Origin of the sequence: Mesorhizobium sp. M1365 (assembly GCF_040317865.1) — a bacterium.
Classification (GTDB): Bacteria; Pseudomonadota; Alphaproteobacteria; order Rhizobiales; family Rhizobiaceae; genus Mesorhizobium.
Genome location: NZ_JAMYLG010000002.1, coordinates 46,453 through 71,067 on the forward strand (window position 1 = coordinate 46,453; position 24,615 = coordinate 71,067).

Consider the following 24,615-nt stretch of genomic DNA (forward strand, 5'->3'; position numbering starts at 1 on the left):
TCACCATTCACCAGTCGCTAGATTGATCATGCCTGAAGCTTTCAAATTCGAACTGGTCTCGCCGGAGCGCCTCTTGGTTTCCGAGCAGGTCGAATCCGTCGTCATCCCGGGCGCCGAAGGCGAGATGACTGTCATGGCGCATCACGCACCGGTCATGACCACAATCAAGCCGGGCGTCGTTACGCTGAAGACCGCGCAAGGCAAGGAAGAGCGCTATGTGGTGTTCGGCGGCTTTGCCGACATCGTTCCGGCCGGCTGCACGCTGCTCGCCGAATCGGCTGTGGCCGTCGGCGACATCGACCGCGCCGACCTTGCCCGCCGCATCCAGGAGGCGAGGGAAGACGCCGCCGACGCCAAGGACGACCAGACCCGCAGCAAGGCCGAGCAGTTCCTCAACCAGCTCACCACGCTCGAAGGCGCCATCCTGCCGGCTTGAGGTTCGCTCAAATGACTAACTGAAAAAGCGGGCTTGCCCCGCTTTTTTGTTTGGTGGACAGTCTGGCTGCCTTGGCGTGGGGGGTGGCCGATGACAAAACAAGCAGTGCAACAAGAAACTATCTCGCGATCCAGATGGTCGACGGCCCTGGTGTCGGCCTTTGGCGGCCCGTTTGGCGGGTTCCTCTGGATCGGCAGCGGCAAACTGGCGGTCGCTAGCCTGGTGGTGATCAGCGCCGTCGTTTTCGCGCTTGTTTACATTGGCTTTCCGGTATTGCCTGGCGTCGATCTTGCTTGGTGGGCCAATTTTTCAGGGATCGGTTTGATGGCCCTGTGGGCAGCGATCGTTGTTCCCTTCGCGCACCGGTTCAAGCCGGACAGATGGTACGCGCGTGGGCTTTCGGTGCTGGTGCTCGTCTTTCTGACTTCGTATCCGGCTGCATTCGCAATACGCGCGTTCCTGCTCCAGCCTTTTTCGATTCCCTCCAGCAGCATGGTGCCGACGTTGCAGGGAGGCGACTATCTCTTCGTCTCCAAAATGGCATACGGCTACAGCCGCTACAGCGTGCCGTTCAACTTGCTTCCCGTTGATGGACGTATATTCGGCGCGGAACCCAAAAGGGGAGATCTGGTTGTCTTCAAGTTCCCGCCCGATCCGAGCGTGGACTACATCCAGCGGATCGTCGGCCTTCCCGGCGAGAAGATCCAGATCATCGGCGGGGTGCTTCACATCAACGATGTCGCAGTGGGACTCGACGATATCGGCACTTTTTCGTCCGACGAGTTCTCGAAAGCCAAACTTCAACGCGAAACTCTGCCGGGGGGCGTCACCACCCATTCCGTCCTCAACCTTACCGACAACTCGATCGGCGACAATACGCGTGTGTTTGAGGTGCCCGAAGGCCACTACTTCGTGCTTGGTGACAATCGCGACAATGCCTCCGACAGCCGGTTCAGTGTCGGGTTTGTTCCCTATGAAAATCTGGTCGGCAAGGCCGTGCGGCTGTTCTGGAATTCCAAAGGTACCGATTATTCGTCTCGACAGACGCTGAACGGCCAGGCGAGCAAGTAGCTCAAACTGTCAGTGCCTCTACTGCGCGCATGACGCCGCGCAGTTCGGCGAGGCCCTTCAGGCGGCCGATGCAGGAATAGCCGGGGTTCACCTTCTTGCCGATGTCGTCGACGATCGCGTGGCCATGGTCCGGACGCATCGGCACCTGCCAGTCCGCCCTGCCTGCCGCCTTGCGCCGCCGCTCTTCGCCAATCAGCGCCGACACGACCGCCACCATGTCGGTGTCGCCGTCGAGGTGCTCGGCTTCGTGGAAGGAGCCGTCTGGCTCCTTGGTGACGTTGCGCAGATGGGCGAAATGGATGTTTTCGGCGAAGGCCTTGGCCATTGCGGGCAGATCGTTCTGCGCGCCCGCGCCGTAGGAGCCGGTGCACAGCGTCAGCCCGTTAGCCGGCGAAGCGACCGCGTCGAGCAGCGCGCGGGCATCATTGGCGTTGGAAACGATGCGCGGCAGGCCGAACAGCGAAAAGGGCGGATCGTCGGGGTGGATCGCCATCCTGACGCCGGCCTCTTCGGCCACCGGCACGATCTCGCGCAGGAAGGCAAACAGGGTTTCGCGCAGGCCTTCGGTGGAGACGTCCTTGTAGAGGTCGAGGGCGCGGCGGAAGCTTGCGCGATCGAAGATGAATTCGCGCGCCGGCACCCAGCCGATCAGGTTGCGCTCCAGCCTTGCCTTGTCGCTGTCGCTCATCCCTTGCAGCCGCGCACGCGCGGCCTCGATACGGACCGGTGGGTGATCGGCCTCCGCCCCTTCTCGCTCAAGGATGAAGACGTCATAGGCGCAGAGCTCGACGACATCGAAGCGCAGCGCGGTGCCGCCATGCGGCATGGGATAATCGAGGTCGGTGCGCGTCCAGTCGGTGATCGCCATGAAATTATAGCAGACGGTATTGATCCCGGCGGCGGCGACGGAGCGGACCGACGCCTTGTAATTGTCGATCAGGGTGCGCCAGTTGCCGCTGCGGGTCTTGATGTCCTCATGGACGACGATGCTCTCGACCACATCCCAGGTCAGGCCTGCTGCCTCGATGTCGGCCTTGCGCCTGGCGATCTCGTCCGCCGGCCAGGCGCGGCCGTCATTGAGGTGATGCAGCGCGCTGACGATGCCGACGGCGCCGGCTTGACGGACATGGGCAAGCGTCACCGGATCGTCCGGCCCGAACCAGCGCCAGGTCTGTCTCATGGCTTCTCACTCCCTATGCCAAGCGCCGCGAAGGCAGCGGCAGGTCCGCCCCGCCGCAGGCGCTCGAGATGGGCTGCCGTCAGATCGATCAGTGTCATGCGGTGGGAATGGTCCTTGGCGAAGCCGGCGAGATCGAATATCGCTGTCACCGTTTCATCAGCCGGCCGGCTGCCGAGCGCCGTAAGCCGAGCGTCGATCGGGTCGGTAAAATGGGCTTCCGGCAAGGTTTTGCCGCGCGCCTCGCAAGCGGTGATCCAAGCCGCCACCACCAGCATGAGATGCGCGGGCAGGTCACCGGCGCCCAGCCGATCGAGGGCAGAGGCGACGATGCGCTGCGGCAGCTTCTGGCTGCCGTCATTGGCGATCTGCGCCGTGCGATGGGCGAGCGCGGTGTTCGAATAGCGTTCGGCGAGCTGGGCCGTGTAGCCGGCCGTATCGAGCCCGGCGTCCTGCGGCAGCGTCGGGATGGCCTCGGCCCATAGTCCGTCGACGAATTGCCGGATCGCCGGATCGGCAAAGGCGCGGTCGACCGTGTCGTAGCCGCTGAGCAGGCCGAGATAGGCGATTGCCGAATGCGAACCGTTGAGCAGCCGCAGCTTCATGTCCTCGAAGGGCCCGACGTCGCCGACCATGGTGACGCCGAACTTTTCCCAGGCCGGCCTGCCAGCCGGGAAATCGTCTTCGACCACCCATTGGCAGAACGGCTCGGTCATCACCGGCCAGGCATCCTCGACGCCGAGCTCGACGGCGATACGCGCCCGGTCGGCGTCGGTAGTCGCCGGCACGATGCGGTCGACCATGCTCGACGGAAACGCGACGCCGTCGGCGATGTGGGCGGCGAGCCTGGCATCGCCTGAAGTGGCGAGCCTGGCATCGCGCAGTGCGGCGAATTCGACCAGCAGGCGGTGCAGCGTGGCGCCATTGACCGGAAGGTTGTCGCAGCAGAGCACGGTGAAAGGCTGGATGCCTGCGGCACGGCGGCGCGACAGCGCCTCGGTCAGGAAACCATGCGCCGTCCGTGGCATTTGCGGGTTGGCCAGATCATGGACGATGTCGGGGTGGGTATTGTCGAGGCCGCCGCCGGCTGCCCTCAAATAGGCCTTTTCGGTGATCGTCAGCGTGACGATGCGGGTGCGCTGATCGGTCAGGGCGGCGAGCACCGCAGCCGGATCTTCCGGTGCCACCAGCAGCGACAGGATCGAGCCGACGACGCGCAGCTCTTCGCCGATGCTGCTCCTGATCGCCAGCGTGTAGAGGCCATCCTGCGGCGCCAGTGCGTCGCGCGTGTCAGGACTGCGCAAGGACACGCCGACAATGCCCCAGTCCGCCTCGCCCGCCGCCAGGCAGTCGTCGACATAGGCCGCCTGGTGGGCGCGATGGAAGGCACCGACGCCGAGATGGACGATGCCCGGTGCAATAGCGCCGCGGGCGTAGCGCGGGACCGCGACCGAAGCCGGCAGTGCCTTCAGCGTGCTGTTGGAAAGGCGTCTATTGGTCATTGCGCCACGTGTCTGATCGAGATTGTTGGGTCACTGCTGGCAGGCGGCGTAACACCCGATGCCGTCACGCACAATGGGCAATGGCCGACGAAAAGTCATCATACAACAACCCAGTTTTTGTATGTTGACATTATTTCTTTCCAACCCTACCGATGTTCGGATTGGGAGGATTCACGTGGCCGCATTGACGGATCCGGACTTGCTGTTTGCCGCCGAGGCGCGCCCGCGTTCGTTGGCCCGCGATCTCTATGCCGCGGTCAAAGACCTTCCGATCGTCAGCCCGCACGGCCACACCGATCCGCGCTGGTATGCGCTCAACGAGGCGTTTCCCGATCCGGCGCAGTTGCTGATCGTGCCGGACCACTACATTTTCCGCATGCTGTTCAGCCAGGGCGTTCGGCTTGAGGAGCTTGGTGTGCCGACGCTTGACGGCTCGCCGGTTGAAACCGACGGCAGAACGATCTGGCGGTGCTTCGCCGAGCATTATTACCTGTTCCGCGGCACGCCGACCCGGCTGTGGTTCGACCATGTGCTTGCCCATCTGTTCGGCATCGACGAGCCGCTGACGGCCGCAACCGCCGACCGCCATTACGATATGATCTCGACCTTGCTGCAGTGGGAGAATTTTCGCCCGCGAGCGCTGTTCGAGCGCTTCAATATTGAAGTCATCGCAACGACCGAAGGCGCGCTCGACGATCTCAGATGGCACCAGATGATCCGCGACAGCGGCTGGGACGGCCGCGTCGTCACCGCCTATCGGCCGGATGCGATCGTCGATCCCGACTTCGAAGGGTTCTCGGCCAATCTCGACCGGCTTGGCGAGATCACCGGCTGCGACACCGGCAATTGGGCCGGCTATCTCGATGCGCATCGCCAGCGGCGCGCCTTCTTCAAGAGCTTTGGCGCGACTTCCTCCGATCACGGCCATTCGACGGCCGAAACCGCCAATCTCTCGGATGCCGCCGCGCAGAAGCTGTTCAACCGCATCCGCCGGGGCTCGGACGACGAGCGCGAGCGAAAGCTGTTCCGCGCCCAGATGCTGACCGAGATGGCCAAGATGAGCCGCGACGACGGGCTGGTCCTGCAGATCCATCCCGGCTCCTGGCGCAATCATTCGCCGGCTATCTTTCGGAAGTTCGGCAGGGACAAAGGCTTCGATATTCCGACGCGAACCGACTATGTGACGGCGCTGAAGCCGCTGCTCGACTGCGTCGGGCTGGAGCGCGACCTCACCATCATCCTCTTCACCCTCGACGAGACCAGCTATGCGCGCGAGCTGGCGCCGCTCGCCGGCGTCTACCCGGCATTGAAGCTCGGGCCGGCCTGGTGGTTCCACGACAGCCCCGAAGGCATGCGCAGGTTCCGTGAGATGACCACCGAAACCGCCGGTTTCTACAACACCGTCGGTTTCAACGACGATACCCGCGCCTTTCCATCCATACCGGCCCGCCATGATGTGGCGCGCCGGGTCGATTGCGCTTTTCTGGCGCGTCTCGTCGCCGAGCATCGGCTCGGCGAGGACGAGGCGCACGAGCTGGCGCAGGAACTTGCCTATACGCTCGCGAAAAAGGCGTACCGGCTCTAACGGCGCTTGCCGCCATCGTTCAAACGGGAGGAAACCAATGCTGCATTTTTCGAGACTGGCGGGGGCTACGCTAGTTGCCGCCGCACTGCTGGCCGGAACGGCAAGCGCTCAGACGGTTCTGCGCTCGTCCGACACCCACCCGGACGGCTATCCGACGGTCGAGGCGGTCAAATATTTCGGCGAGCTGGTGAAAGAGCGCACGGCCGGCCGCTATGTGGTCGAGATCTATCCTTCCGCGCAACTTGGCGAGGAAAAGGACACGATCGAGCAGGTGCGCACCGGCGTGATCGATCTCAACCGCGTCTCGATGGCGCCGTTCAACGGGCTCATCCCGGAGACCACCGTGCCCTCGCTGCCCTACATCTTCCGTTCGGAAGAGCATATGCACAAGGTCATGGACGGGGCGATCGGCGACCAGATCGCGGCGGCGTTCGACCAGGTCGGGCTGGTGTTGCTCGCCTTTTACGACGGCGGCTCGCGCTCCTTCTACAATTCGAAGAAGCCGATCAACACCGTAGCCGACATGGCCGGGATGAAGTTCCGCGTCATCCAGTCCGACATCTTCGTCGACATGGTGGCGGCACTTGGCGCCAACGCGACGCCGATGCCGTATGGCGAAGTGTATTCGGCGATCGAGACCGGGGTGATCGACGGCGCGGAGAACAATTTTCCGAGCTACGACACCGCCAAGCACGCGGAAGTCGCCAAATACTATTCGCTCGACGAGCACACGATGGTGCCGGAAGCCTTCGTCATGGCGAAGTCGAGCTGGGACAAGCTGACGCCGGAAGACCAGGCGATCTTCAAGGCGGCCGCCAAGGAGAGCGTCGCCAAGCAGCGCGAGCTGTGGACCGCCAAGGTCAAGGAATCGCGCGCCAAGGTCGAGGCGGCCGGTTCGCAGATCACGACGCCGGACAAGCAGCCCTTCATCGACGCGATGGGGCCGGTCTACGAGAAGCACGTCAAGGACGACAAGCTGAAGGCCATGGTCGAAGCCATCAAGGCCGTGCAGTGATCAAGCGGCGGCGCGGACATTCCGTGCCGCCATCCTCCTGGGGAGAAAACCGGTGACTTCCAGCCCAAGACCAACACCGCTTCTGTCCGGCGTCGCGCAAGTGATGTCGCGCGTCAGCACGGCGGCGCTGTCGATCGCCGGCATCGGGCTGGTGCTGATGACCGCCTTCGTCGCCTGGCAGGTATTCGGCCGTTATGTTCTGAACCGTTCGCCGAGCTGGACCGAGCCGGGCTCGGTGATGCTGATGAGCTGGTTCATTTTCCTCGGCGCTGCCGTCGGCGTGCGCGAGAACTATCACCTCGGCTTTGACGTCCTGCTCTACGTGCTGCCGAAAGGCGGCAAGCGCTGGCTGCGGATGATTTCGGACCTCGTCGCGCTCGCCTTCGGCATCGGCATGATCTGGTACGGCAGTCAGCTGGTCGCATTGACCTGGGGCTCTGTCTTGCCGTCGCTCGGCATATCGGGGGGCTGGGACTACGTCCCGCTTGTGGCGGGAGGCGCGCTCATCGTGCTCTTCACGCTGGAGCGCATTGTGCTTCGCCTCTCCGGCGCGCCGATCGACGATGCCCTCGATGAACTGCCGCCGGCCGAAGTCGCGGCCGAACTCGACACCGCCAACGTGAAGGTCTGACGCCATGGAACTGTGGATTCTCTTCGGCGTCTTCACCCTGCTGATGCTTATCGGCACGCCGATCGCTTTCTGCCTCGGCGTCGCAAGCCTCGCCACCGTCCTCTATATGGGCCTGCCGCCGCTGATCGTGTTCCAGCGCCTGAATTCCGGCATGAGCGTCTTTTCACTGCTGGCCATTCCGTTTTTCATCTACGCCGGCGACTTGATGGTGCGCGGCGGCATCGCCAGCAAGATCGTTGCCTTCGCCGGCTCGCTCGTCGGCCATTTGCGCGGCGGCCTCGGGCAGGTCAACATTGCAACCGCTACACTGTTCGGCGGCATTTCCGGCTCAGCGGTGGCGGAGGCAGCGGCGGTAGGCGGCCTGATGATCCCGCAGATGAAGGCGCGTGGATATGGAGCGGACTACGCCGTCAACGTCACGTCGATGGCGGCACTGATCGCGCTGCTGCTGCCGCCGTCGCACAACATGATCATCTACTCGATCTCGGCAGGCGGAAAGATCTCCATCGCCGATCTGTTCACGGCCGGCATCATCCCGGGCCTGCTGCTGGCCCTGTCGCTGATGGTCACCGCCTATATCGTGGCGCGCTCCCGCGGCTATCCGACCGAGGCGTTTCCGGGCTTCACCGCGGTCGCGCATCTTTTCGCCGTCGCCGTGCCCGGCCTGCTGTTGATCGCGATCATCTTCGGCGGCGTGCGATCGGGCGTCTTCACCGCCACCGAGAGTTCCTGTATCGCCGTCATCTATGCGCTGCTCGTGACCGTCTTCGTTTACCGGCAGATGACCTGGGAAGGGTTCGTTCATGCTACCCATGGCGCCGTGCGCACCACGGCCATGGTGCTGCTCATCATCGGCATGGCGGCGGCGTTCTCGTGGCTGATGGCCTTCCTGAAAGTGCCGGCAGCGTTGATAGCCTCCATGAACGCGATCTCGGACGATCCGCTGGTTGTGCTTCTCCTGCTCAACCTCTTGATGCTGTTCCTCGGCACGTTCATGGACATGGGGCCGACGATCATCATTTGCACGCCGATCTTCCTGCCCGTGGCGCAGGCCTACGGCGTCGATCCGGTGCATTTCGGCGTCATCATGATCCTCAATTTCGGCATCGGACTGAACACGCCGCCGGTGGGCGCGGTGCAGTTCGTGGCGTGTGCAGTGGGCAAGATATCCGTCTGGGAATCGATGCGCTCGATCTGGCCGTTCTATGCGGCAGGCCTCGTGGTGCTGGCGCTCGTCACCTACATTCCGGCCATTTCGCTATGGCTGCCGAGTGTCTTCAAATAGGGGTGCGACATGGCTTCGGATACCGCAGTCGGGCTCCGCGTCGAACGAAGACCGAAGCTTTCGGAAACCGTTGTCGCTGCGATCCGCAAGCAGTTGCAGGCGGGCGAGATCCAGCCCGGGCAAAAGCTGCCGACCGAGGGTCAGCTGACTGAAACCTTCGGGGTCAGCCGCACCGTGATACGCGAGGCGCTGGCCAAGCTTGCCGCGGACGGCCTGGTCGAACCGCGCCAAGGCGCCGGCGTCTTCGTCACCGAGCATATCTCGACAGCGTTCGGTGCTCTGGCAGCGGAGATGGGCAGCAAGGATTCGATCGCCCTCAACGTGCTCGAAGTCAGGTTGGCGATCGAGATCGAATCCGCCGGGCTCGCCGCCATCCGGCGCAACGCCGCGCAGGAAGCGGCAATCCAGGAAGCCTTCTTCGAGTTCGAACGGCTGCTCCTCAACAGCGAGCCGACTGGACCGGCCGACCTTGCCTTCCACCGCGCAATCGCCAGCGCCACCAACAATCCGTTCTATGTCGAGATGCTCGACGTGCTCGGCCGGCGCGCCATTCCTTGCGATGTGACCTCGCCCTGGTCGACCGAGTTCGCACAGTCCGACGCCTACCAGCGCGGCCTGCAGCGCGAACACCTGATGATCCTCAACGCCATCTCGGCAGGCGATGCCGAAGCGGCGCGGGAGGCGATGCGCGCGCATCTCGGTGCCAGCCAGCAGCGCTATCGCGAGCGCCTGCACGCGCGCCAGGTTTTTTATGCCGACTCGGTCAAGGCCGCGGCAACTGAATAAGCAATTGAGGCAGCGCCATGGGACAGCAATGAATCACACTGACAAGCATACGGATTTCACCTCTCGCTTCGCCATCGATCCTGTTTCTGCCGCAGCCATGGGAACGGACGAGCTGCGGCACAATTTCCTGATCGAGGACTTGTTCCAGCCCGGCCGCATCGGCCTGACCTACACCCATTACGACCGCATGATCGTCGGCGGCGCCATGCCCGCTGGTACACCGCTGCCGCTGCAGGCGATCAAGCCGACCGGGACCAAGAATTTTCTCGACCGCCGTGAGATGATCATCGTCAACATCGCCGGTGCAGGCGTCGTCAAAGCCGGCGGCCAATCCTACGAGCTGCAGGCACGCGACATGCTCTATCTCGGCATGGGCACCGATGAGGTGTCGTTCGCTGCGACCAATCTGGCTGAGCCGGCTAAGTTCTACCTGCTCAGCGCGCCGGCGCATCAGAGCCATCCCAACCGGCTGATCCGCATCGGCGATGCCAAGCGGCTCGATCTCGGCAGCCAGGCAACCTCCAACGAGCGCTCGATCTTCCAGTTCATCCATGCCGATGGGGTAAAGACCTGTCAGCTTGTGGTCGGCATGACGCAGCTTGCCTCCGGTTCGGTCTGGAACACCATGCCATGCCATGTGCATGACCGGCGCATGGAAGCCTATCTTTATTTCGATCTGCCGGAGGCGGCGCGGGTGTTTCATTTCATGGGCGAGCCGGACGAAACGCGCCATCTCGTCATGCGCAACGAGGAGGCGGTGCTGTCGCCGGGATGGTCGATCCATTCGGGCGCCGGCACCTCCAACTACGCCTTCATCTGGGCGATGGCCGGCGATAATGTCGACTATACCGATGTCGACCTGGTGGCGATGGAGGAGCTCAAGTGAGCGATCTCTCGGCCTTCAGCCTTGCCGGCAAGCGCATCCTCGTCACCGGCGCCAATACCGGCATCGGCCAAGGCATCGCCGTGTCGATCGCGCGCGCAGGCGGCGCGGTCGTCGGCGTCGGCCGGTCGGCGATGGACGAGACGGCGGAGAAGATTGCGGCTGTCGGCGGCCGCTTCGAGGCGGTCCGCTGCGATCTTGGTGATGATGCAGCTGCCCAGGCGATGCTTGACCGCGTCTGGGACGGCACCGGACCACTCGATGGCCTGGTCAACAATGCGGGCATCATCCGGCGTGCCGATGCGGTTGACCTCACCGAAGCCGACTGGGATGACGTCATGGGCGTCAATCTGAAGACGGTGTTCTTTCTCAGCCAGAGTTTTGCCAGGCGCGTGCTTGCCGAATCTGGACGGCGTGGCAAGATCGTCAACATCGCTTCGGTGCTGAGCTTTCAGGGCGGCATTCGCGTCGCCTCCTACACCGCCTCCAAACACGGCGTGCTCGGCATCACCCGCCTGCTGGCATGTGAATGGGCGGCAAAGGGCATCAACGTCAACGGCATTGCGCCGGGCTATATCGAGACCAACAACACCGAGGCGCTGCGCACCGATCCCGACCGCAGCGCTTCGATCCTGGCGCGCATTCCGGCCGGCCGCTGGGGCGCGCCGGAAGACATCGGCGACGCAGCCGTCTTCCTGCTGGCGCCGGCGTCCAACTACATGCACGGCGCGGTGGTGCCGGTGGACGGCGGCTGGCTGGCACGATGAACAGCGACGATGAGAGTCTGACGATGACCGGAACCAAAATCTTCTCGCATGCCGGCGAGGGTGCGTGGACGCCGACGCCCGACGGCAACCGCCGGCGCGTGCTCCTGCACACCGACGAACTGATGATGGTCGAGTTCGGTTTCGACAAGGGCGGCGTCGGCGCGCTGCACTCGCACCCGCATGTCCAGGCAAGCTACGTCGCCGAAGGCCGCTTCGAAGTCACCATCGACGGCAGGACCGAAATCCTGGAGACGGGAAGCAGTTTCATCGTTCCGTCCAATCTGGTCCATGGTGTCAGGGCGTTGGAGGCGGGACGACTGGTCGACAGCTTCACGCCGCACCGCGCCGATTTCCTCGACTGAGCTGCGGGCCCGAAGTTCAGGCAGCCGGCTCTCGGAACGAAAAAACCCGCGCCTCCGGAGAGACGCGGGCGTGTTGCCTGGGCGCTTGTGGCGCCGCGGTACTCAAAACATCACCGCAGAACCTGAACCTGCCGAATGATGGTGAAGATAGGATTAACCGCTCCGAGGCGTTGCGATATTCACAGCCAAAGCGAATAGGGGCTGGAACGACGGTCTGATATCGGCCAATGAGAGAGAAGTTCGCCTCAGGCGGTGCCGCGGACAGGACCAGAGGGGTCGATAAATGTTCGAATCTGCTGTCCAGGCAATCACCTGGCGATTCGCCGGCGAATTTCGGCAGGTCGTATCCCCGAAAGTTCTGTAATGCAGGTTGCAGCGAGCATCCCGGCAGAGGATTCCAAGCGGCGCGTCCTGAAAGATGTATTCGGCTTCGATGATTTTCGTCTCGGCCAGGCGGCCGTGATGGAGGCGCTGCTGGCCGGGCATCATGTGCTGGCTGTCATGCCGACCGGCGCCGGCAAATCGCTCTGCTACCAGGTCCCGGCGCTGGTCCTGGGCGGGCTCACCATTGTCGTTTCGCCGCTGGTGGCCCTGATGCAGGATCAAGTCGCCGCATTGCGCCTTGCCGGCGTGGCGGCCGATACGATCAATTCCTCGCTCGACCGCGATGCCAATGTCGCTGCATGGCGCCGTGTCGCGGCAGGCCAGACGCGCCTGCTCTATCTTGCACCGGAGCGGCTCATGACCGTGCGAATGCTCGAGGCGTTGACCAAGCTCGATGTCCGGCTGATCGCCATCGACGAGGCACATTGCATCTCCCAATGGGGACCAGCGTTCCGGCGCGAATACGAAGAATTGTCGAGACTACGTGATATCTTCCCGAAAGTGCCGATCATTGCGTTGACGGCGACGGCGGACGAAACGACGCGCACCGACATTGCCGCGCAACTGTTCGACGGGCGCGTCGATACCGTGGTGCTCGGCTTCGACCGGCCGAACATCAAGCTAGGCATTGAGCCCAAGCAGGACAGCAAGCGCCAATTACTAAACTTCGTGCAGCGCCATGCGGGCCGCAGCGGGATCGTCTATTGCCTGTCACGCAAAAAGACCGAAGAGATGGCGGCGTTCCTCGAGCGGAACGGCGTACGCGCGCTCGCCTATCACGCCGGCATGAGCAAGGACGCGCGTGAAGCGAATCAAAACGCTTTCATGACCTTGTCCGGCGTGGTGATGGTGGCGACCATCGCCTTCGGCATGGGGATCGACAAGCCGGACGTCGCCTATGTCTTCCACACCGACCTGCCGGGCAGCTTGGAGGCCTATTATCAGGAAATCGGGCGCGCGGGCCGCGACGGGCGGGCGGCCGAGGCACATATGCTGTTCGGTCTCGGCGATATCCGCATGCGCCGGCTTTTCATCGAAGACGAGGACGCGCCGGCTGAGCACAAAAGGCGCGCGCATGGCCGGCTCGAAACGCTGATCGGTTATTGCGAGACGACGCAGTGCCGGCGCCAGATCCTGCTTGGCTATTTCGGCGAAAGTGCTTCGCCTTGCGGCAATTGCGACAACTGCCTCGACCAGGCGCCGCATGCGGATGGCGAGGCGGAGGCGCGGATCATCCTGGCGGCGATCGCACAGACCGGCGAGCGCTTCGGCGTCGCCCATGTCGTCGATGTCCTGCTCGGCCATGAAACCGAGAAGGTCCTGGACAGGAACCACCACAGGCTTGCCAGCTTCGGCACCGGTGTGGCGCATAAAAAGAGTTTCTTGCTGTCGCTGCTCCGCCAACTCGTCGCGGGCGGGTTCCTGACATTGGACTCAGCCGGCCATGGCGGCCTCGCCATTGCCGAGAAGGGCCGTGCGCTGGCTCGGGGCGAGGCTTCGTTCCGGTATCGCGTGGACGCGCGCCAGTCATCGCGAGGCAAGATACGTCCTGAAGATACCGCAGCGGGCACGGAAGGTCTGGATTCGGCGCTGCTGGCCGCGCTCAAGGCTGTACGGCTGCGTCTTGCCCGGGAACGCCAGGTGCCGGCCTTCGTGATCTTTTCGGATCGTACACTGATCGATATGGCCGAACGCTGCCCGCGTGATCTGGACGCCTTCGCCGCGGTCAACGGCGTCGGCGCCGCCAAGCTCAAGGATTTCGGCGAGATATTCCTCGGCGCGATCGCTGCGCATCAATCCGGGGTGGCGGGCTGAAGACCCACTTCAGTGACGCAATCAGCACCGGCTTCGTCTCGCCGCCGCAATCGCAGCCTCCTGCTGCCGCAAGCGCTCGATCTTCGCACTCTGGCGGGCAGCCACGGTCGAAGCGACACGCTGCCCTCCCAACAGCCAGCCCGGAATGTTGGTGTGGACGACTTTGCCACGAGCGATGGCTGTCGCCGACATTTCGTCGGCGACAGCGCCCATCGCCACGTTGAGCTCGACGCAACTCATCTTGTCGTATTTCGCAGCATCAAAGGATGCCGGCAAAGGCGATGCGCAACTTCCGACAAACATGAGGCTGCATATCAGAGGCGTGGCCGTGGAGATCGCCTTCATTCCCTTATCAAGCACATTGATGCCGGACGGGCGGATTTCCGGAGGGTTCTCGATCTCAGGCGGCGAAGCGCTCCCGAGGTTCCGCGTAACTGAAGCATGTGACCTCTACAATACTCTGTGCTGACCGACCTGTTTGTCTTCAAAGAATTCCGAGAGAGTCGCTGCCGTCTTGTCGGGGTGCTCTTCCGGGAAAAAGTGCCCGCCTTGGACAGCGCATCCTGCCACTCTGTCGGCCCATTTCCTCCAGATGGCCAGCGGCCCGCCTTCTTGCGCATACCAGTTCTCCAGGGCGCCTTCGCCACTCCATAGCGCCAGTAGCGGACAGTCGATGCGACGACCGTTTGCGCGGTCCAACGCGTCATGTTCACGATCGATCGTCGCAGCGGCGCGATACTCTTCGCAGATGGCATGAATATGCGCGGGATCGCGAAGCGCATCAACATAGGCGTTCCTGACCTCTTTGGAGACCATTTTCGCTGACGATCCCCACTGCGTTATTGCATCGTCGACGACAGCATCGGGAGCCGCTCCGATCAGACGCTCCGGCAGGGGCTCCGGCTGGGCAAGAAGGCTCCAGGGCCAGAAGCCAAGCGCCAGTCTGGCATCCGCCCGATCCCATGTTGCGGCGGTGGGGATGATGTCGAGGACGGCGATTTTGAGCACTTTGTCGGAATGGTCCAGCGCCAGGCGATAGGCAACCCGCCCGCCACGATCATGCCCGGCAACCATGAACCGCTCAAACCCCACTTGCTTCATGGCCTGAACCATGTCGCCGGCCATGGCGCGCTTGGCGTATGGGCTATGATCGGCAGAGGAAAACGGGCATCCGCTTTGCCCATAGCCTCGAAGGTCGGCGGCGACGACCGTGAAGCGGGGCGCCAAGGCTGCGGCGATATCCCTCCACATCAGATGCGTTTCTGGAAAACCGTGAAGAAGCAGCAGCGGCGGACCGGTGCCTCCGACCCTTGCGAAAATCGTCGTATCGTCCAGTCGTAGGCTGGTGGCTCTGAAACCTGCAAACACCGTCAGCTTCCTCCGCGCCCTTAGGAAAGCTCCGTAAGGGCGCTAACGGCCGCCTGAGGCGAAAACCCCGGCCGCGATGGCCAGGGTTCAAGCCGGCCAGTTGCTAGAATCGAAACCAGACCCAAACGCGCCTGCGGAAGCACCGCCTGCGCCGATAGCCGTTTCGCCAGTAAACGCGACAGACCCTTCTCCAGGCGCGCCGGCGGCGCCGGCGCGGCATGTGCCACCGGCGATGATAGACTGGTTGCAACTCTGCTTGAGTTTCGTCGTCGTCGAAGGTCTCGACATCCGGCGCCTCGAGTTCATCGAGAATGCCCCTTCTGGCAGTTGGAACGCCGGCCACCGCATTGATTGGCCGAACCGTGCTTGCAAGGGCCGCGGCCCCGGCAATGCCAAACATTCCTGTCAAAAATAGTCGCCGATCCATGGAAACCTCCCAGTCTTCAACCAGCGATAGAACAAGCTGACGATGGGGAGATAGCGCAGTCGGTGCAAACGCCTAGTGCCGCACGGCGACTAGCGGTGGTCCGGTCGGCCGGAGGGTGTTGTCTCGTCCTCGAAGTGGGATGGCTACCTCGATCGACAAGCACCCGGAGTTTTCTGAATTGGAGGGCCGAAAACAATGAAGATCGAATGACGTCTACGCCATAGCCACGCAATTTCACGCTACTCGCGTTGCAAGGAGGCTTGACTGCCATCCTACCAGAAGGTAGGTAAAAGCATGAGCAACTTGTCTACCACCTCTGACGACATCCTGGCTTGTGCGCGTTCGCTGATCGTGGCTGGCGGCTACAACGGTTTCAGTTATGCCGACGTTGCTGATGTGGTCGGGATCCGTAAGGCGAGCATCCATCACCATTTCCCAAGCAAGGTCGATCTGGTTCGGACGCTGGTTGCGCGGTATCGCGAAGAAACTGAAGCGGGGATTGCAAATGTCGAACTTCACGAATCCGATCCGCTCGAACAGTTGCGGATCTATGCCGGGTATTGGGAAGCCTGCATCGCGAACGCCAGCGCCCCGTTTTGTATCTGCGCGCTGTTGGCAAGCGAGCTCCCCGTGCTGCCCGAGGAAGTTAGCCTTGAGGTCCGGGCGCATTTCCGCTCGCTGTCGGCTTGGCTGACATCCGTGATGGAGCGCGGTGCGCGGCACGGCCAATTTCGACTGATGAGTACCCCTCGTGCCGAGGCTGAAGCGTTCATGGCGACCGTTCACGGCGCGATGCTTTCAGCACGGGCCTATGGCGATCCGAAGATATTCGCCGTCGTGACCGGCCCGCTCCTGGAGCGGCTCCGCGCTTCCCCCCGGATACCAGCCTAGATCTCAACTAACCATACTAGCGATCACTCCGCGACGTTCGTCGAGAGCCCCTACCTAGTCGAAAGGACAATCCAATGACGGTTCACAGTGGCGATCTCTCCCGCGCCAGCCAGGAACAATGGCTTAAGCTCTATTACTTCGCTCGGACGACGTTCTCGGCTGTCTGGGTGGGGGCTGCCTTTACGGTGGGACAGCATTCCGGGGTGGTCGCGGCGGTTTTGCTCGTGGCTTATCCTGCATGGGATGCCCTGGCCAATTTTGTCGACGCATCGCGCAGCGGAGGATTGGGACAGAATCGCACCCAGGCCATCAACGTCGTGGTCAGTGTGGCGACAACGTTCGCGGTCGTTGTTGCGCAGAAGATGAGCATGAACTGGGTGCTGGGCGTGTTCGGCCTATGGGCGATCCTGTCCGGCCTGCTTCAACTCGGTACCGCTGTCCGCCGTTGGAAGAGCTCTGGTGCGCAGTGGGCGATGGTCCTGAGCGGAGGGCAGTCAGCACTGGCAGGCACGTTTTTCATCGCACAGGCGCGGATGCCGATGCCGCCATCGATCACCAACGTGGCCGGCTATGCCGCAGTAGGCGCCCTCTACTTCCTGGTTTCGGCGGTGTGGCTGAGCGTGAGCCAATTGCGGCGGAAGGCTGCATAGCGTGCCGTCTTAAGCCATTACCGGCGCGATGAGAGATGCTGTTACCTATGGGTCCGGAATGGACAATTCCGAAGTGGCGGAGAGGGAGGGATTCGAACCCCCGATGGGCTTGCACCCATGCCGCATTTCGAGTGCGGTGCATTCGACCACTCTGCCACCTCTCCGCGGTCATGGTCCGCCGTTGCCGGCGCGGCGCACTAGATAACGGCTGGACAGGCAGGTTACAAGGGCCAATCTGCCCCGGCGCCGCAGCTTCTGTCCGTGCTTCTTCGAGGCTCCGGTGGTCACTGCTCGATATTTGCAAGGTCTGGGCTCAACCCATTCGCAGCTTGCCCGCGGCGCTTGCCTTGACTCAAGCCGAACCTTCGGTTAGGGACAGCGCGCAATCGGCGTGGAGGGATCTTCCGCGCCGCTTGTTTTTTGAACCCGCAGACTGACAAAAAGACGGCCGAACCGCCTGAAGCGGTTCATCAAGGCCGACCGAACAGCGAAAGGCAAAAAATGTTCGCAGTCATCAAAACGGGCGGCAAGCAGTATCGCGTTGCCGCCAACGATCTCCTGAAGATCGAAAAACTCGAAGCCAATGTCGGCGACATCGTCGAGATCGGTAACGTGCTCGCGCATGGCGAAGGCGAGAACGTCACATTCGGTGCGCCGTTCGTCGATGGTGCGATGGTCACCGCCGAAGTCGTCGAGCAGGGCAAGAACCGTACCGTCATCGCCTTCAAGAAGCGCCGCCGGCAGAATTCGCGCCGCAAGATCGGCCATCGCCAGCTTTTGACCACCGTCAGGATCGCCGAGATCCTGCTGGGTGGCGCCAAGCCGGCGAAGAAGGCCGCCGCCAAGACCGAAGCGAAGGCTGAAGTTGCAGCCAAGACCGAGGCGAAGGCTGAAGCCGCGCCGAAGGCAGCAGTGAAGGCAGAGGCTGCGCCGAAGAAGGAAGCCAAGGCCGAGACGACCGAGGACAAGGCTGCCGAAGCCGCCGCACCGTTGTTCAAGGCGCCGAAGGGCGAGCCGGACGACCTGACCGTGATCAAGGGCATCGGCCCGGTCGCCGCCGGCCAGCTCAACGAACAGGGCATCACCACCTTTGCCCAGATCGCCAAGCTGTCCGACAAGGACGTCGCCAAGATCGACGAGCACATGCCGTTCAGCGCCGACCAGATCAAGGACTGGCGTGAGCAGGCCAAGGAATTGGCGAAGAAGTAGAACGAACCGACGCAATCGTCGCCGGATCGGACTTGAAACGGAACGCGAACGCGTTCATAAGATCGTTTAGGCGCCTCGCGGCGCATCGGAGTAGTTAGATGGCACACAAGAAAGCTGGCGGATCGTCGCGCAATGGTCGCGACTCCCATTCCAAGCGGCTCGGCGTGAAGAAGTTCGGCGGCGAAGCCGTGATTCCGGGCAACATCATCATTCGTCAGCGTGGCACGACGTGGCATCCCGGCACCAATGTCGGCATTGGCACGGACCACACGCTGTTTGCGCTCGAAGCTGGCGCAGTCACCTTCAACAAAAAAGCCAATGGCCGAACCTACGTATCGGTGAACCCGATGACGAAGGCAGCGGAGTAGCCGGTTCCGCACGAGAACACCGGCACCCATCTCGGGACCGGTGTCTGGCCAAGCCAGGAAATGGATCAGGGGAGATGGGTTTCCATCTCCCCTTTTTCTTGTGCCTGGAGGACTTTGATATGGTTGCCGAAGCGGAAGACTCAGACGACGAAAGTTACACGATAGATTGCCCGGTGCTCGCGACCGAGCGGCTGGTCATGCGTGCCCCGCGTGAAAGCGACATCGAGCAATTGGTGGCGCTCGCCGACAACCGCCATGTCGCGGAAATGCTGGCTCGCATGCCGCATCCCTATGGCGAGGCCGAGGCACGCGCTTTCCTGGCCATGACGGCATCGCGCCGGGCCGGAATCGCCTATGCGCTGACGCTGGCCGGCACCGAGACCTTCGTCGGCTGTGCCGGGCTCAACACCACGGATCGTGGGCTGGAGCTCGGCTACTGGATCGGCGAGCCGCACTGGAAACGCGGCTACGCGACGGAAGCAGCGCACGCACTGGTCGACCTTGCCTTCCAGAGAACCACGATCCAGGTGCTGCACGCCTCGACGCGGGTTATCAATCCGGCCTCGCGCCGGGTCATCCACAAATGCGGCTTCCAGTATGCCGGCCAGGGCATGCTGAACTCGATCGTTGCCGGTCAGGTGCCGGTCGAACGCTACCGCCTCGATCGCAAGACCTGGACCAGCCTGCGGAACTGGGTGCATTTTTGATGGGTGCGGCTCACGTCATCTCGAGCCAGACCGGCAAGTGATCCGAACCGGCCGCTTGCCGGTCGACCCACAGGCGCTTCAGCGACTTGGCAAGCGAGGCGCTGGTGAAGATGTAGTCGATGCGCTTGTAGCGGCTGGTATCGTCCGGCCGCTTGGGGTCGACCCAGGTGACGAGATCGGCGCCGCCAGCGCCGAGGCGGGTGGCAGCATCGATGGCGAGGTCGGCGGTCACCGGCATGCCGAATTCATGGTCAGCCTGACCGGCGAGTTCGACATGTTCCGGCGATCCGGCCAGCATGTTGAAGTCGCCCATGACGACGAAGGCTTCGGGACAAGGCAGGTCCGGCAAGCCGATCTCGGCGACGCCGGAGAGCCCGCCGCCCTCGAGCGGGTAGTTCAACAGGCGCTGGCGCAGAAAGCGGATCTGGCTCAGCCGTTCAACCGGGCTGCGATGGTCGAGATGGGTGGAATAGAAGCGGATCGGACCAAGCGGCGTTTCGATCAGCGCCTCCAGCGCGCCGCGCTGGAAGTTCATCGCTTCGACACTGCGGCTGCGCGGCAAAAGGAGATTGCGCGACAGATGGATCGGCGTCCTCGACAGCACCATGTTGCCGAGCTGGAAGGTGGTCGTGATGGCGCGGCCGTTCTCCAGGCGCGAGCCGGCGTCGGCTTCGAAATTGCTGCCGTAGACGGCAAAATAGTCGGGCAGCGCCTCGCCGAGGTCGGCCACCATGTCGCGGCCGCCATTCTTCGGGTTGGCGCGGGTGACCTCCTGCAGCGCGATCACGTCGGCGCCGCGCACGGCATCGGCGATACGGCCGACATCGTAGCGGGCGTCGAGACCGACGCCGTAGTGGATATTGTAAGTTACCAGTTTCATTCCGACATCTCGCGCTTGGAAAGCCGAAGATCGATTTTCGGCAAGGGTCAACCAAATGCTACGCGTCCAGAGCTACGCGCGACGTTACAGTAGCAAAAACGGCCCTCGCCCTTCGTCCCGCCTTGCTTTAGAGCAATCCCGCAAAGCCAATAACAGAAACCATACAATCCGATGAAATTTCTCGATCAAGCCAAGGTCTACATCCGCTCCGGCGACGGCGGCGCCGGTTCGGTGTCGTTCCGGCGCGAAAAGTTCATCGAGTTCGGCGGCCCCGACGGCGGCGACGGTGGCCGCGGCGGCGATGTCTGGGTCGAGGCGGTCGATGGGCTGAATACGCTGATCGACTATCGCTATCAGCAGCATTTCAAGGCCAAGACCGGCACGCACGGCATGGGCCGCAACATGACTGGCGCCAAGGGTGCCGACGTGACGCTGAAAGTGCCGGCCGGAACGCAGGTCTTTGCCGAGGACAATGAGACGCTGATCTGCGATCTCACGGTCGTCGGCCAGCGCTTTCTTTTGGCCAAGGGCGGCAATGGCGGCTTCGGCAACCAGCACTTCAAGACCTCGACCAACCAGGCGCCGCGCCGCGCCAATCCCGGACTGCCGGGCGAAGAGCTCAACATCTGGCTCAGGCTGAAGCTGATCGCCGATGCCGGCCTCGTCGGGCTGCCCAACGCCGGCAAGTCGACCTTCCTGGCGGCGGTCACCGCGGCCAAGCCGAAGATCGCCGACTATCCCTTCACCACGCTGCATCCCGGCCTTGGCGTGGCCCGCATCGACGGTCGCGAATTCGTCATTGCCGATATCCCGGGCCTGATCGAAGGCGCGCATGAAGGTGTCGGCATCGGCGACCGCTTCCTTGGCCATGTCGAGCGCACGCGTGTCCTTCTGCATCTTGTCTCGGCGCAGGAAGAAAATCCGGCCAATGCCTACAAGACCGTGCGTGCCGAGCTCGAAGCCTACGGCAATGGGCTGACCGACAAGGTCGAAATCGTCGCGCTTTCCCAGGTCGACATACTCGATGCCGACGCACGCAAGAAAAAGACCGCCTCGCTGAAACGTGCCGCCGGCCGCGCGCCGATGCTGCTTTCGGCGGTCACCGGCGAAGGCGTCGAGGCGGTGTTGCGCGCGCTGATCGCTGTGGTGGCCGATGCACGCGAGGCGGTCGCTGCGCCGGTCGAGACGCGCTGGAACACATAGCCATGGCCGCGCAATCGCTGAAAAATTATCGGCGCATTGCCGTCAAGATCGGCTCGGCGCTGCTTGTCGACCGCACGACGGGCCTGAAGCGCGACTGGCTGGCCTCGCTTGCCGACGACATCGCCATGCTGGCCAGTGGCGGCGCCGAAATTCTCGTCGTGTCTTCCGGGGCGATTGCACTTGGCCGCACCATCCTCGGTCTCGGCAAGCGGGCGCTGAAGCTCGAGGAGAGCCAGGCGGCGGCCGCCGTCGGGCAGATCGCATTGGCCGGCGCCTGGTCGGATGCGCTCGGCAAGAATGGCTTGAAATCGGGCCAGATCCTGCTGACGCTCGGCGACACCGAAGAGCGTCGCCGCTATCTCAACGCACGGGCGACGATCTCGACACTGCTCAAAATGAAGGCGGTGCCGGTCATCAACGAGAACGATACGGTGGCCACCTCCGAAATCCGCTATGGCGACAACGACCGCCTGGCGGCGCGCGTCGCCACCATGATGGGCGCCGATCTTTTGGTGCTGCTTTCCGACATTGACGGGCTCTACACGGCGCCGCCGGCGCGCGACCCGCAAGCCCGATTCATTCCGGTCGTCGACCGCATCACCCCTGACATCGAGGCGATGGCGGGTGCCGCTGCTTCGGAATTGTCGCGCGGCGGCATGCGCACCAAGCTCGACGCCGGCAAGATCGCGACCGCCGCCGGCACCGCCATGATCATCACATCAGGCACGCGGCTGTCGCCGTTGCTGGCAATCGAGCGCGGCGAGCGCGCCACCTTCTTCCGGCCGAGCGCCAATCCGGTCAAGGGCTACAAGACCTGGATCGCCGGGCAGCTCGAACCGGCCGGCCGGCTGACCGTCGATGCCGGCGCCATCGGCGCGCTGCTCTCGGGCAAGTCGCTGCTGCCGGCCGGCGTCAAACTGGTCAGCGGCAATTTTGCGCGTGGCGACACGGTGGCGATCCTGTCGCCCGAGGGCCGCGAGATCGCGCGCGGGCTGGTTGCCTATGATGCCGCCGATGCCGTAAGGATCGCTGGCCTGAAGACGACCGAGATCGAAACGGTGCTCGGCTACGAGGCGCGTTCGGCGATGATCCACCGCGACGATCTTGTGGTGAGCCATGCCGGTGGCGAGCAAGTAGTCGGTGACCAGGTTACATAGCGGAGGATGAGCCATGCTGACGCTGCATGAAAAATCCCGGGATGATACCGTGGCGCTGATGGCCGATATCGGCCGCCGCGCGCGTGCCGCGGCCCGCCCGCTGGCCATAGCTGCGGCCGAGCGCAAGCACGCGGCGCTGTTCGGCATGGCTCAGGCGATCCTTCGGCATGAGCAGGACATCCTCGACGCCAATGCCATCGACATCAGAAATGGCAGGGAGGCTGGCCTATCGGCAGCGTCGATGGATCGGCTGAAGCTCGATCCCGCCCGCATCCGCGCCATGGCAGACGGTATCAGCGAGATCGCCGGGTTACGCGATCCGGTCGGCGATGTCATTGCCGCATGGGACCGGCCGAACGGGTTGCATATCGAACGGGTGCGCACGCCGCTCGGCGTCGTCGGCGTCATCTATGAGAGCCGGCCTAACGTGACCGCCGATGCCGGCGCGCTCTGCCTCAAGGCGGGCAATCCGGTGATCCTGCGCGGCGGCTCGGATTCGGCGAATTCTTCCGCCGCTATCCATGCCTGCCTGGTCGAGGGGCTGAAGGCAGCCGGGCTGCCGGAGGATGCCATACAATTGGTGCCGACCACCGATCGCGCCGCCGTCGGCGAAATGCTGAAAGGACTTTCCGGCAATCTCGAGGTCATCATTCCGCGCGGCGGCCGCAGCCTGGTCGAGCGTGTGCAGAACGAGGCACGGGTGCCGGTCTTCGCGCATCTCGAGGGCATCTGCCATCTCTATATCGACCGATCGGCTGATCTCGACATGGCGGTCAAGATCGCGGTCAATGCCAAGATGCGGCGCACCGGGGTGTGCGGTGCTGCCGAGACGCTGCTGGTCGACCGTGCCGCCGCCGGCACGCACCTGGTGCCGATCCTCGAGGCCTTGCGGGCGGCAGGCTGCGAGATCCATGCCGATGCCGAGGCGCTGAGGCTTTATGCCGATGCCCAGCCCGCGACCGATGCAGACTGGGTGACCGAGTATCTCGATGCCATCATTGCGGTGAAGCTGGTCGACGGCATTGGCGGCGCCATCGAGCATATCGAGACGTTTTCCTCGCATCACACCGAGGCGATCATCGCCGAGGACGCCACAGCGGTCGACCGGTTCTTCAACGAGGTCGATTCGGCGATCCTTCTGCACAACGCCTCGACCCAGTTTGCCGATGGCGGCGAGTTCGGCATGGGCGCCGAGATCGGCATCGCCACCGGCAAGATGCATGCACGCGGGCCGGTCGGCGTCGAGCAACTGACCTCGTTCAAATACCGCGTACGCGGGTCGGGACAGGTGAGGCCTTGAGCGCCGGTCTTACCCTCCCCCTTGTGGGGAGGGTGGCGAGCATCGCGAGCCGGGTGGGGGTGCGACGCTGAACTCTGCAACACCCCCACCCCGCTCCGCTTCGCGGATCGACCCTCCCCACAAGGGGGAGGGTAAGGAATCCGTATCCTCCCACTATCTGCACATGCCGCATGCCGGGAAAGGCGTGGCGGTCGGGCTGTTCGGCGGTTCGTTCAACCCGCCGCATGCCGGCCATGCGCTGGTCGCCGAGATCGCACTCAGACGCCTTGCGCTCGATCAGCTGTGGTGGATGGTGACGCCCGGCAATCCGCTCAAGAATGCCGGAGACCTGGCGCCGCTGGCCGAGCGGCTGCAGCTATCCGAAAAGATCGCCAAGAACCCGAAGATCAAGGTCACCGCATTCGAGGCGGCCCACCGCGTCCGCTTCACCGCCGACACGCTGGCGCTGGTCAAGGCGCGTAACCCGGGCGTCGATTTTGTCTGGATCATGGGCGCCGACTCGCTTCGCGACTTCCACCGCTGGCAGCGCTGGCGCCGCATCGTCATGACGTTCCCGATCGCGGTGGTCGACCGGCCAGGTGCGACGCTGTCGTTCCTGTCGTCGGTGGTCGCCAAGACCTTCGACTATGCTCGCGTCGACGAGGGCGACGCACCGCGGCTCGCCCGCATGACGGCGCCGGCCTGGACCTTCATCCACGGCCCGCGTTCGTCGCTGTCGTCGAGCGCGATCCGCAAGGTGGCAAAGGGATAGGAGTC

The 24,615-nt window shown here is 63.4% G+C and carries 26 protein-coding genes and 1 tRNA gene; 21 read left to right on the plus strand and 6 right to left on the minus strand.

Annotated features, from left to right (window positions below; translation table 11 throughout):
• Nucleotides 1–28 precede the first annotated feature (28 nt).
• Nucleotides 29–436, plus strand: a complete 408-nt coding sequence (locus tag NKH04_RS02275) for a F0F1 ATP synthase subunit epsilon (RefSeq protein ID WP_352489184.1) — start codon at nucleotides 29–31, stop codon at nucleotides 434–436.
• A 90-nt stretch (nucleotides 437–526) separates the two neighbouring features.
• Nucleotides 527–1,507 carry a signal peptidase I gene (gene lepB / locus NKH04_RS02280; RefSeq protein WP_502896518.1) on the plus strand — a complete coding sequence of 327 codons (981 nt, stop codon included), beginning with the start codon at nucleotides 527–529 and terminating at the stop codon, nucleotides 1,505–1,507.
• A gap of 1 nt (nucleotide 1,508) precedes the next feature.
• Here the strand turns inward: lepB and uxuA are convergent, their stop codons facing one another.
• Both uxuA and NKH04_RS02290 read right to left on the minus strand, forming a co-directional pair.
• Nucleotides 1,509–2,687: a mannonate dehydratase gene (gene uxuA / locus NKH04_RS02285; protein ID WP_352834032.1), complete on the minus strand. Its 1,179-nt coding sequence runs from the start codon at nucleotides 2,685–2,687 to the stop codon at nucleotides 1,509–1,511.
• On the minus strand, nucleotides 2,684–4,186 hold the full coding sequence (locus tag NKH04_RS02290; protein ID WP_353044009.1) for a mannitol dehydrogenase family protein: 1,503 nt from the start codon (nucleotides 4,184–4,186) through the stop codon (nucleotides 2,684–2,686). Before NKH04_RS02290 ends, uxuA begins: the two co-directional genes overlap by 4 nt.
• A gap of 175 nt (nucleotides 4,187–4,361) precedes the next feature.
• Here NKH04_RS02290 and uxaC point away from each other — a divergent pair, with 175 nt between their 5' ends.
• The 9 genes from uxaC to recQ all read left to right on the plus strand — a co-directional run bounded on the left by uxaC (nucleotide 4,362) and on the right by recQ (nucleotide 13,699).
• Nucleotides 4,362–5,771, plus strand: a complete 1,410-nt coding sequence (uxaC, locus tag NKH04_RS02295; RefSeq protein WP_352873480.1) for a glucuronate isomerase — start codon at nucleotides 4,362–4,364, stop codon at nucleotides 5,769–5,771.
• A 37-nt stretch (nucleotides 5,772–5,808) separates the two neighbouring features.
• Nucleotides 5,809–6,786, plus strand: coding sequence for a TRAP transporter substrate-binding protein (locus NKH04_RS02300; protein WP_352834027.1), 978 nt, complete (start codon nucleotides 5,809–5,811; stop codon nucleotides 6,784–6,786).
• A 103-nt stretch (nucleotides 6,787–6,889) separates the two neighbouring features.
• Nucleotides 6,890–7,417 carry a TRAP transporter small permease gene (locus NKH04_RS02305; protein ID WP_023719697.1) on the plus strand — a complete coding sequence of 176 codons (528 nt, stop codon included), beginning with the start codon at nucleotides 6,890–6,892 and terminating at the stop codon, nucleotides 7,415–7,417.
• 4 nt (nucleotides 7,418–7,421) lie between these two features.
• The gene (locus tag NKH04_RS02310; protein WP_292656436.1) at nucleotides 7,422–8,702 is read left to right on the plus strand and encodes a TRAP transporter large permease; all 1,281 of its coding nucleotides are present in this window, start codon (nucleotides 7,422–7,424) and stop codon (nucleotides 8,700–8,702) included.
• 9 nt (nucleotides 8,703–8,711) lie between these two features.
• On the plus strand, nucleotides 8,712–9,488 hold the full coding sequence (locus NKH04_RS02315; protein ID WP_352621452.1) for a FadR/GntR family transcriptional regulator: 777 nt from the start codon (nucleotides 8,712–8,714) through the stop codon (nucleotides 9,486–9,488).
• A 28-nt stretch (nucleotides 9,489–9,516) separates the two neighbouring features.
• A complete protein-coding gene (gene kduI, locus NKH04_RS02320; RefSeq protein WP_352834024.1) occupies nucleotides 9,517–10,374 on the plus strand; it encodes a 5-dehydro-4-deoxy-D-glucuronate isomerase in 858 nt (285 codons plus the stop codon).
• Complete coding sequence (gene kduD / locus NKH04_RS02325; RefSeq protein ID WP_352613289.1) at nucleotides 10,371–11,138, plus strand: 2-dehydro-3-deoxy-D-gluconate 5-dehydrogenase KduD; 768 nt, start codon at nucleotides 10,371–10,373, stop codon at nucleotides 11,136–11,138. Before kduI ends, kduD begins: the two co-directional genes overlap by 4 nt.
• A gap of 23 nt (nucleotides 11,139–11,161) precedes the next feature.
• On the plus strand, nucleotides 11,162–11,500 hold the full coding sequence (locus NKH04_RS02330) for a cupin domain-containing protein (RefSeq protein ID WP_352540932.1): 339 nt from the start codon (nucleotides 11,162–11,164) through the stop codon (nucleotides 11,498–11,500).
• 363 nt (nucleotides 11,501–11,863) lie between these two features.
• The gene (gene recQ, locus NKH04_RS02335) at nucleotides 11,864–13,699 is read left to right on the plus strand and encodes a DNA helicase RecQ (protein WP_352834018.1); all 1,836 of its coding nucleotides are present in this window, start codon (nucleotides 11,864–11,866) and stop codon (nucleotides 13,697–13,699) included.
• 21 nt (nucleotides 13,700–13,720) lie between these two features.
• Here recQ and NKH04_RS02340 read toward each other — a convergent pair whose 3' ends face one another.
• Both NKH04_RS02340 and NKH04_RS02345 read right to left on the minus strand, forming a co-directional pair.
• On the minus strand, nucleotides 13,721–13,939 hold the full coding sequence (locus NKH04_RS02340) for a hypothetical protein (RefSeq protein WP_245274746.1): 219 nt from the start codon (nucleotides 13,937–13,939) through the stop codon (nucleotides 13,721–13,723).
• A gap of 210 nt (nucleotides 13,940–14,149) precedes the next feature.
• Nucleotides 14,150–15,067, minus strand: coding sequence for an alpha/beta fold hydrolase (locus NKH04_RS02345; RefSeq protein WP_352849969.1), 918 nt, complete (start codon nucleotides 15,065–15,067; stop codon nucleotides 14,150–14,152).
• 256 nt (nucleotides 15,068–15,323) lie between these two features.
• Here NKH04_RS02345 and NKH04_RS02350 point away from each other — a divergent pair, with 256 nt between their 5' ends.
• From NKH04_RS02350 to NKH04_RS02360, 3 genes are all read left to right on the plus strand, one after another.
• Nucleotides 15,324–15,482, plus strand: a complete 159-nt coding sequence (locus NKH04_RS02350) for a hypothetical protein (protein WP_353044010.1) — start codon at nucleotides 15,324–15,326, stop codon at nucleotides 15,480–15,482.
• Between the two features lie 306 nt (nucleotides 15,483–15,788).
• The gene (locus tag NKH04_RS02355; RefSeq protein ID WP_352834012.1) at nucleotides 15,789–16,385 is read left to right on the plus strand and encodes a TetR/AcrR family transcriptional regulator; all 597 of its coding nucleotides are present in this window, start codon (nucleotides 15,789–15,791) and stop codon (nucleotides 16,383–16,385) included.
• Nucleotides 16,386–16,459: 74 nt separating this feature from the next.
• Nucleotides 16,460–17,035 (plus strand): DUF308 domain-containing protein, encoded by a 576-nt coding sequence (locus NKH04_RS02360; protein ID WP_352873475.1) that lies wholly within the window; start codon nucleotides 16,460–16,462, stop codon nucleotides 17,033–17,035.
• Between the two features lie 74 nt (nucleotides 17,036–17,109).
• Here NKH04_RS02360 and NKH04_RS02365 read toward each other — a convergent pair.
• Nucleotides 17,110–17,199: transfer RNA gene (locus NKH04_RS02365), tRNA-Ser, on the minus strand.
• Between the two features lie 337 nt (nucleotides 17,200–17,536).
• Between NKH04_RS02365 and NKH04_RS02370 the strand changes: the two genes are divergently transcribed.
• From NKH04_RS02370 to NKH04_RS02380, 3 genes are all read left to right on the plus strand, one after another.
• A complete protein-coding gene (locus NKH04_RS02370; RefSeq protein ID WP_352834007.1) occupies nucleotides 17,537–18,244 on the plus strand; it encodes a 50S ribosomal protein L21 in 708 nt (235 codons plus the stop codon).
• A gap of 98 nt (nucleotides 18,245–18,342) precedes the next feature.
• Entirely contained in the window at nucleotides 18,343–18,612 is a 270-nt protein-coding gene (gene rpmA, locus NKH04_RS02375; RefSeq protein WP_023678077.1) for a 50S ribosomal protein L27, read from the plus strand.
• A 119-nt stretch (nucleotides 18,613–18,731) separates the two neighbouring features.
• Nucleotides 18,732–19,319, plus strand: a complete 588-nt coding sequence (locus tag NKH04_RS02380; RefSeq protein ID WP_352834005.1) for a GNAT family N-acetyltransferase — start codon at nucleotides 18,732–18,734, stop codon at nucleotides 19,317–19,319.
• Nucleotides 19,320–19,329: 10 nt separating this feature from the next.
• Here the strand turns inward: NKH04_RS02380 and NKH04_RS02385 are convergent, their stop codons facing one another.
• Entirely contained in the window at nucleotides 19,330–20,199 is an 870-nt protein-coding gene (locus tag NKH04_RS02385) for an endonuclease/exonuclease/phosphatase family protein (RefSeq protein WP_352834002.1), read from the minus strand.
• A 171-nt stretch (nucleotides 20,200–20,370) separates the two neighbouring features.
• Between NKH04_RS02385 and obgE the strand changes: the two genes are divergently transcribed.
• From obgE to NKH04_RS02405, 4 genes are all read left to right on the plus strand, one after another.
• On the plus strand, nucleotides 20,371–21,402 hold the full coding sequence (obgE, locus tag NKH04_RS02390) for a GTPase ObgE (RefSeq protein WP_352450880.1): 1,032 nt from the start codon (nucleotides 20,371–20,373) through the stop codon (nucleotides 21,400–21,402).
• Nucleotides 21,403–21,404: 2 nt separating this feature from the next.
• A complete protein-coding gene (gene proB, locus NKH04_RS02395; RefSeq protein ID WP_352834000.1) occupies nucleotides 21,405–22,559 on the plus strand; it encodes a glutamate 5-kinase in 1,155 nt (384 codons plus the stop codon).
• Nucleotides 22,560–22,572: 13 nt separating this feature from the next.
• Entirely contained in the window at nucleotides 22,573–23,859 is a 1,287-nt protein-coding gene (locus tag NKH04_RS02400) for a glutamate-5-semialdehyde dehydrogenase (protein WP_023678072.1), read from the plus strand.
• 163 nt (nucleotides 23,860–24,022) lie between these two features.
• Nucleotides 24,023–24,610, plus strand: coding sequence for a nicotinate-nucleotide adenylyltransferase (locus NKH04_RS02405; RefSeq protein ID WP_031212055.1), 588 nt, complete (start codon nucleotides 24,023–24,025; stop codon nucleotides 24,608–24,610).
• The last annotated feature ends 5 nt before the right edge of the window (nucleotides 24,611–24,615 follow it).

Excerpts from the sequence above, each read along its gene's own strand:
- NKH04_RS02275 (WP_352489184.1), top strand. The coding sequence starts at position 29 with ATGCCTGAAGCTTTCAAATTCGAACTGGTCTCGCCGGAGCGCCTCTTG.
- lepB (WP_502896518.1), top strand. The coding sequence starts at position 527 with ATGACAAAACAAGCAGTGCAACAAGAAACTATCTCGCGATCCAGATGG.
- uxuA (WP_352834032.1), bottom strand. The coding sequence starts at position 2,687 with ATGAGACAGACCTGGCGCTGGTTCGGGCCGGACGATCCGGTGACGCTT.
- NKH04_RS02290 (WP_353044009.1), bottom strand. The coding sequence starts at position 4,186 with ATGACCAATAGACGCCTTTCCAACAGCACGCTGAAGGCACTGCCGGCT.
- NKH04_RS02300 (WP_352834027.1), top strand. The coding sequence starts at position 5,809 with ATGCTGCATTTTTCGAGACTGGCGGGGGCTACGCTAGTTGCCGCCGCA.
- NKH04_RS02305 (WP_023719697.1), top strand. The coding sequence starts at position 6,890 with ATGTCGCGCGTCAGCACGGCGGCGCTGTCGATCGCCGGCATCGGGCTG.
- NKH04_RS02310 (WP_292656436.1), top strand. The coding sequence starts at position 7,422 with ATGGAACTGTGGATTCTCTTCGGCGTCTTCACCCTGCTGATGCTTATC.
- NKH04_RS02315 (WP_352621452.1), top strand. The coding sequence starts at position 8,712 with ATGGCTTCGGATACCGCAGTCGGGCTCCGCGTCGAACGAAGACCGAAG.
- kduI (WP_352834024.1), top strand. The coding sequence starts at position 9,517 with ATGAATCACACTGACAAGCATACGGATTTCACCTCTCGCTTCGCCATC.
- NKH04_RS02330 (WP_352540932.1), top strand. The coding sequence starts at position 11,162 with ATGACCGGAACCAAAATCTTCTCGCATGCCGGCGAGGGTGCGTGGACG.
- recQ (WP_352834018.1), top strand. The coding sequence starts at position 11,864 with ATGCAGGTTGCAGCGAGCATCCCGGCAGAGGATTCCAAGCGGCGCGTC.
- NKH04_RS02340 (WP_245274746.1), bottom strand. The coding sequence starts at position 13,939 with ATGAGTTGCGTCGAGCTCAACGTGGCGATGGGCGCTGTCGCCGACGAA.
- NKH04_RS02355 (WP_352834012.1), top strand. The coding sequence starts at position 15,789 with ATGAGCAACTTGTCTACCACCTCTGACGACATCCTGGCTTGTGCGCGT.
- NKH04_RS02360 (WP_352873475.1), top strand. The coding sequence starts at position 16,460 with ATGACGGTTCACAGTGGCGATCTCTCCCGCGCCAGCCAGGAACAATGG.
- NKH04_RS02370 (WP_352834007.1), top strand. The coding sequence starts at position 17,537 with ATGTTCGCAGTCATCAAAACGGGCGGCAAGCAGTATCGCGTTGCCGCC.
- rpmA (WP_023678077.1), top strand. The coding sequence starts at position 18,343 with ATGGCACACAAGAAAGCTGGCGGATCGTCGCGCAATGGTCGCGACTCC.
- NKH04_RS02380 (WP_352834005.1), top strand. The coding sequence starts at position 18,732 with ATGGTTGCCGAAGCGGAAGACTCAGACGACGAAAGTTACACGATAGAT.
- NKH04_RS02385 (WP_352834002.1), bottom strand. The coding sequence starts at position 20,199 with ATGAAACTGGTAACTTACAATATCCACTACGGCGTCGGTCTCGACGCC.
- obgE (WP_352450880.1), top strand. The coding sequence starts at position 20,371 with ATGAAATTTCTCGATCAAGCCAAGGTCTACATCCGCTCCGGCGACGGC.
- proB (WP_352834000.1), top strand. The coding sequence starts at position 21,405 with ATGGCCGCGCAATCGCTGAAAAATTATCGGCGCATTGCCGTCAAGATC.
- NKH04_RS02400 (WP_023678072.1), top strand. The coding sequence starts at position 22,573 with ATGCTGACGCTGCATGAAAAATCCCGGGATGATACCGTGGCGCTGATG.
- NKH04_RS02405 (WP_031212055.1), top strand. The coding sequence starts at position 24,023 with ATGCCGCATGCCGGGAAAGGCGTGGCGGTCGGGCTGTTCGGCGGTTCG.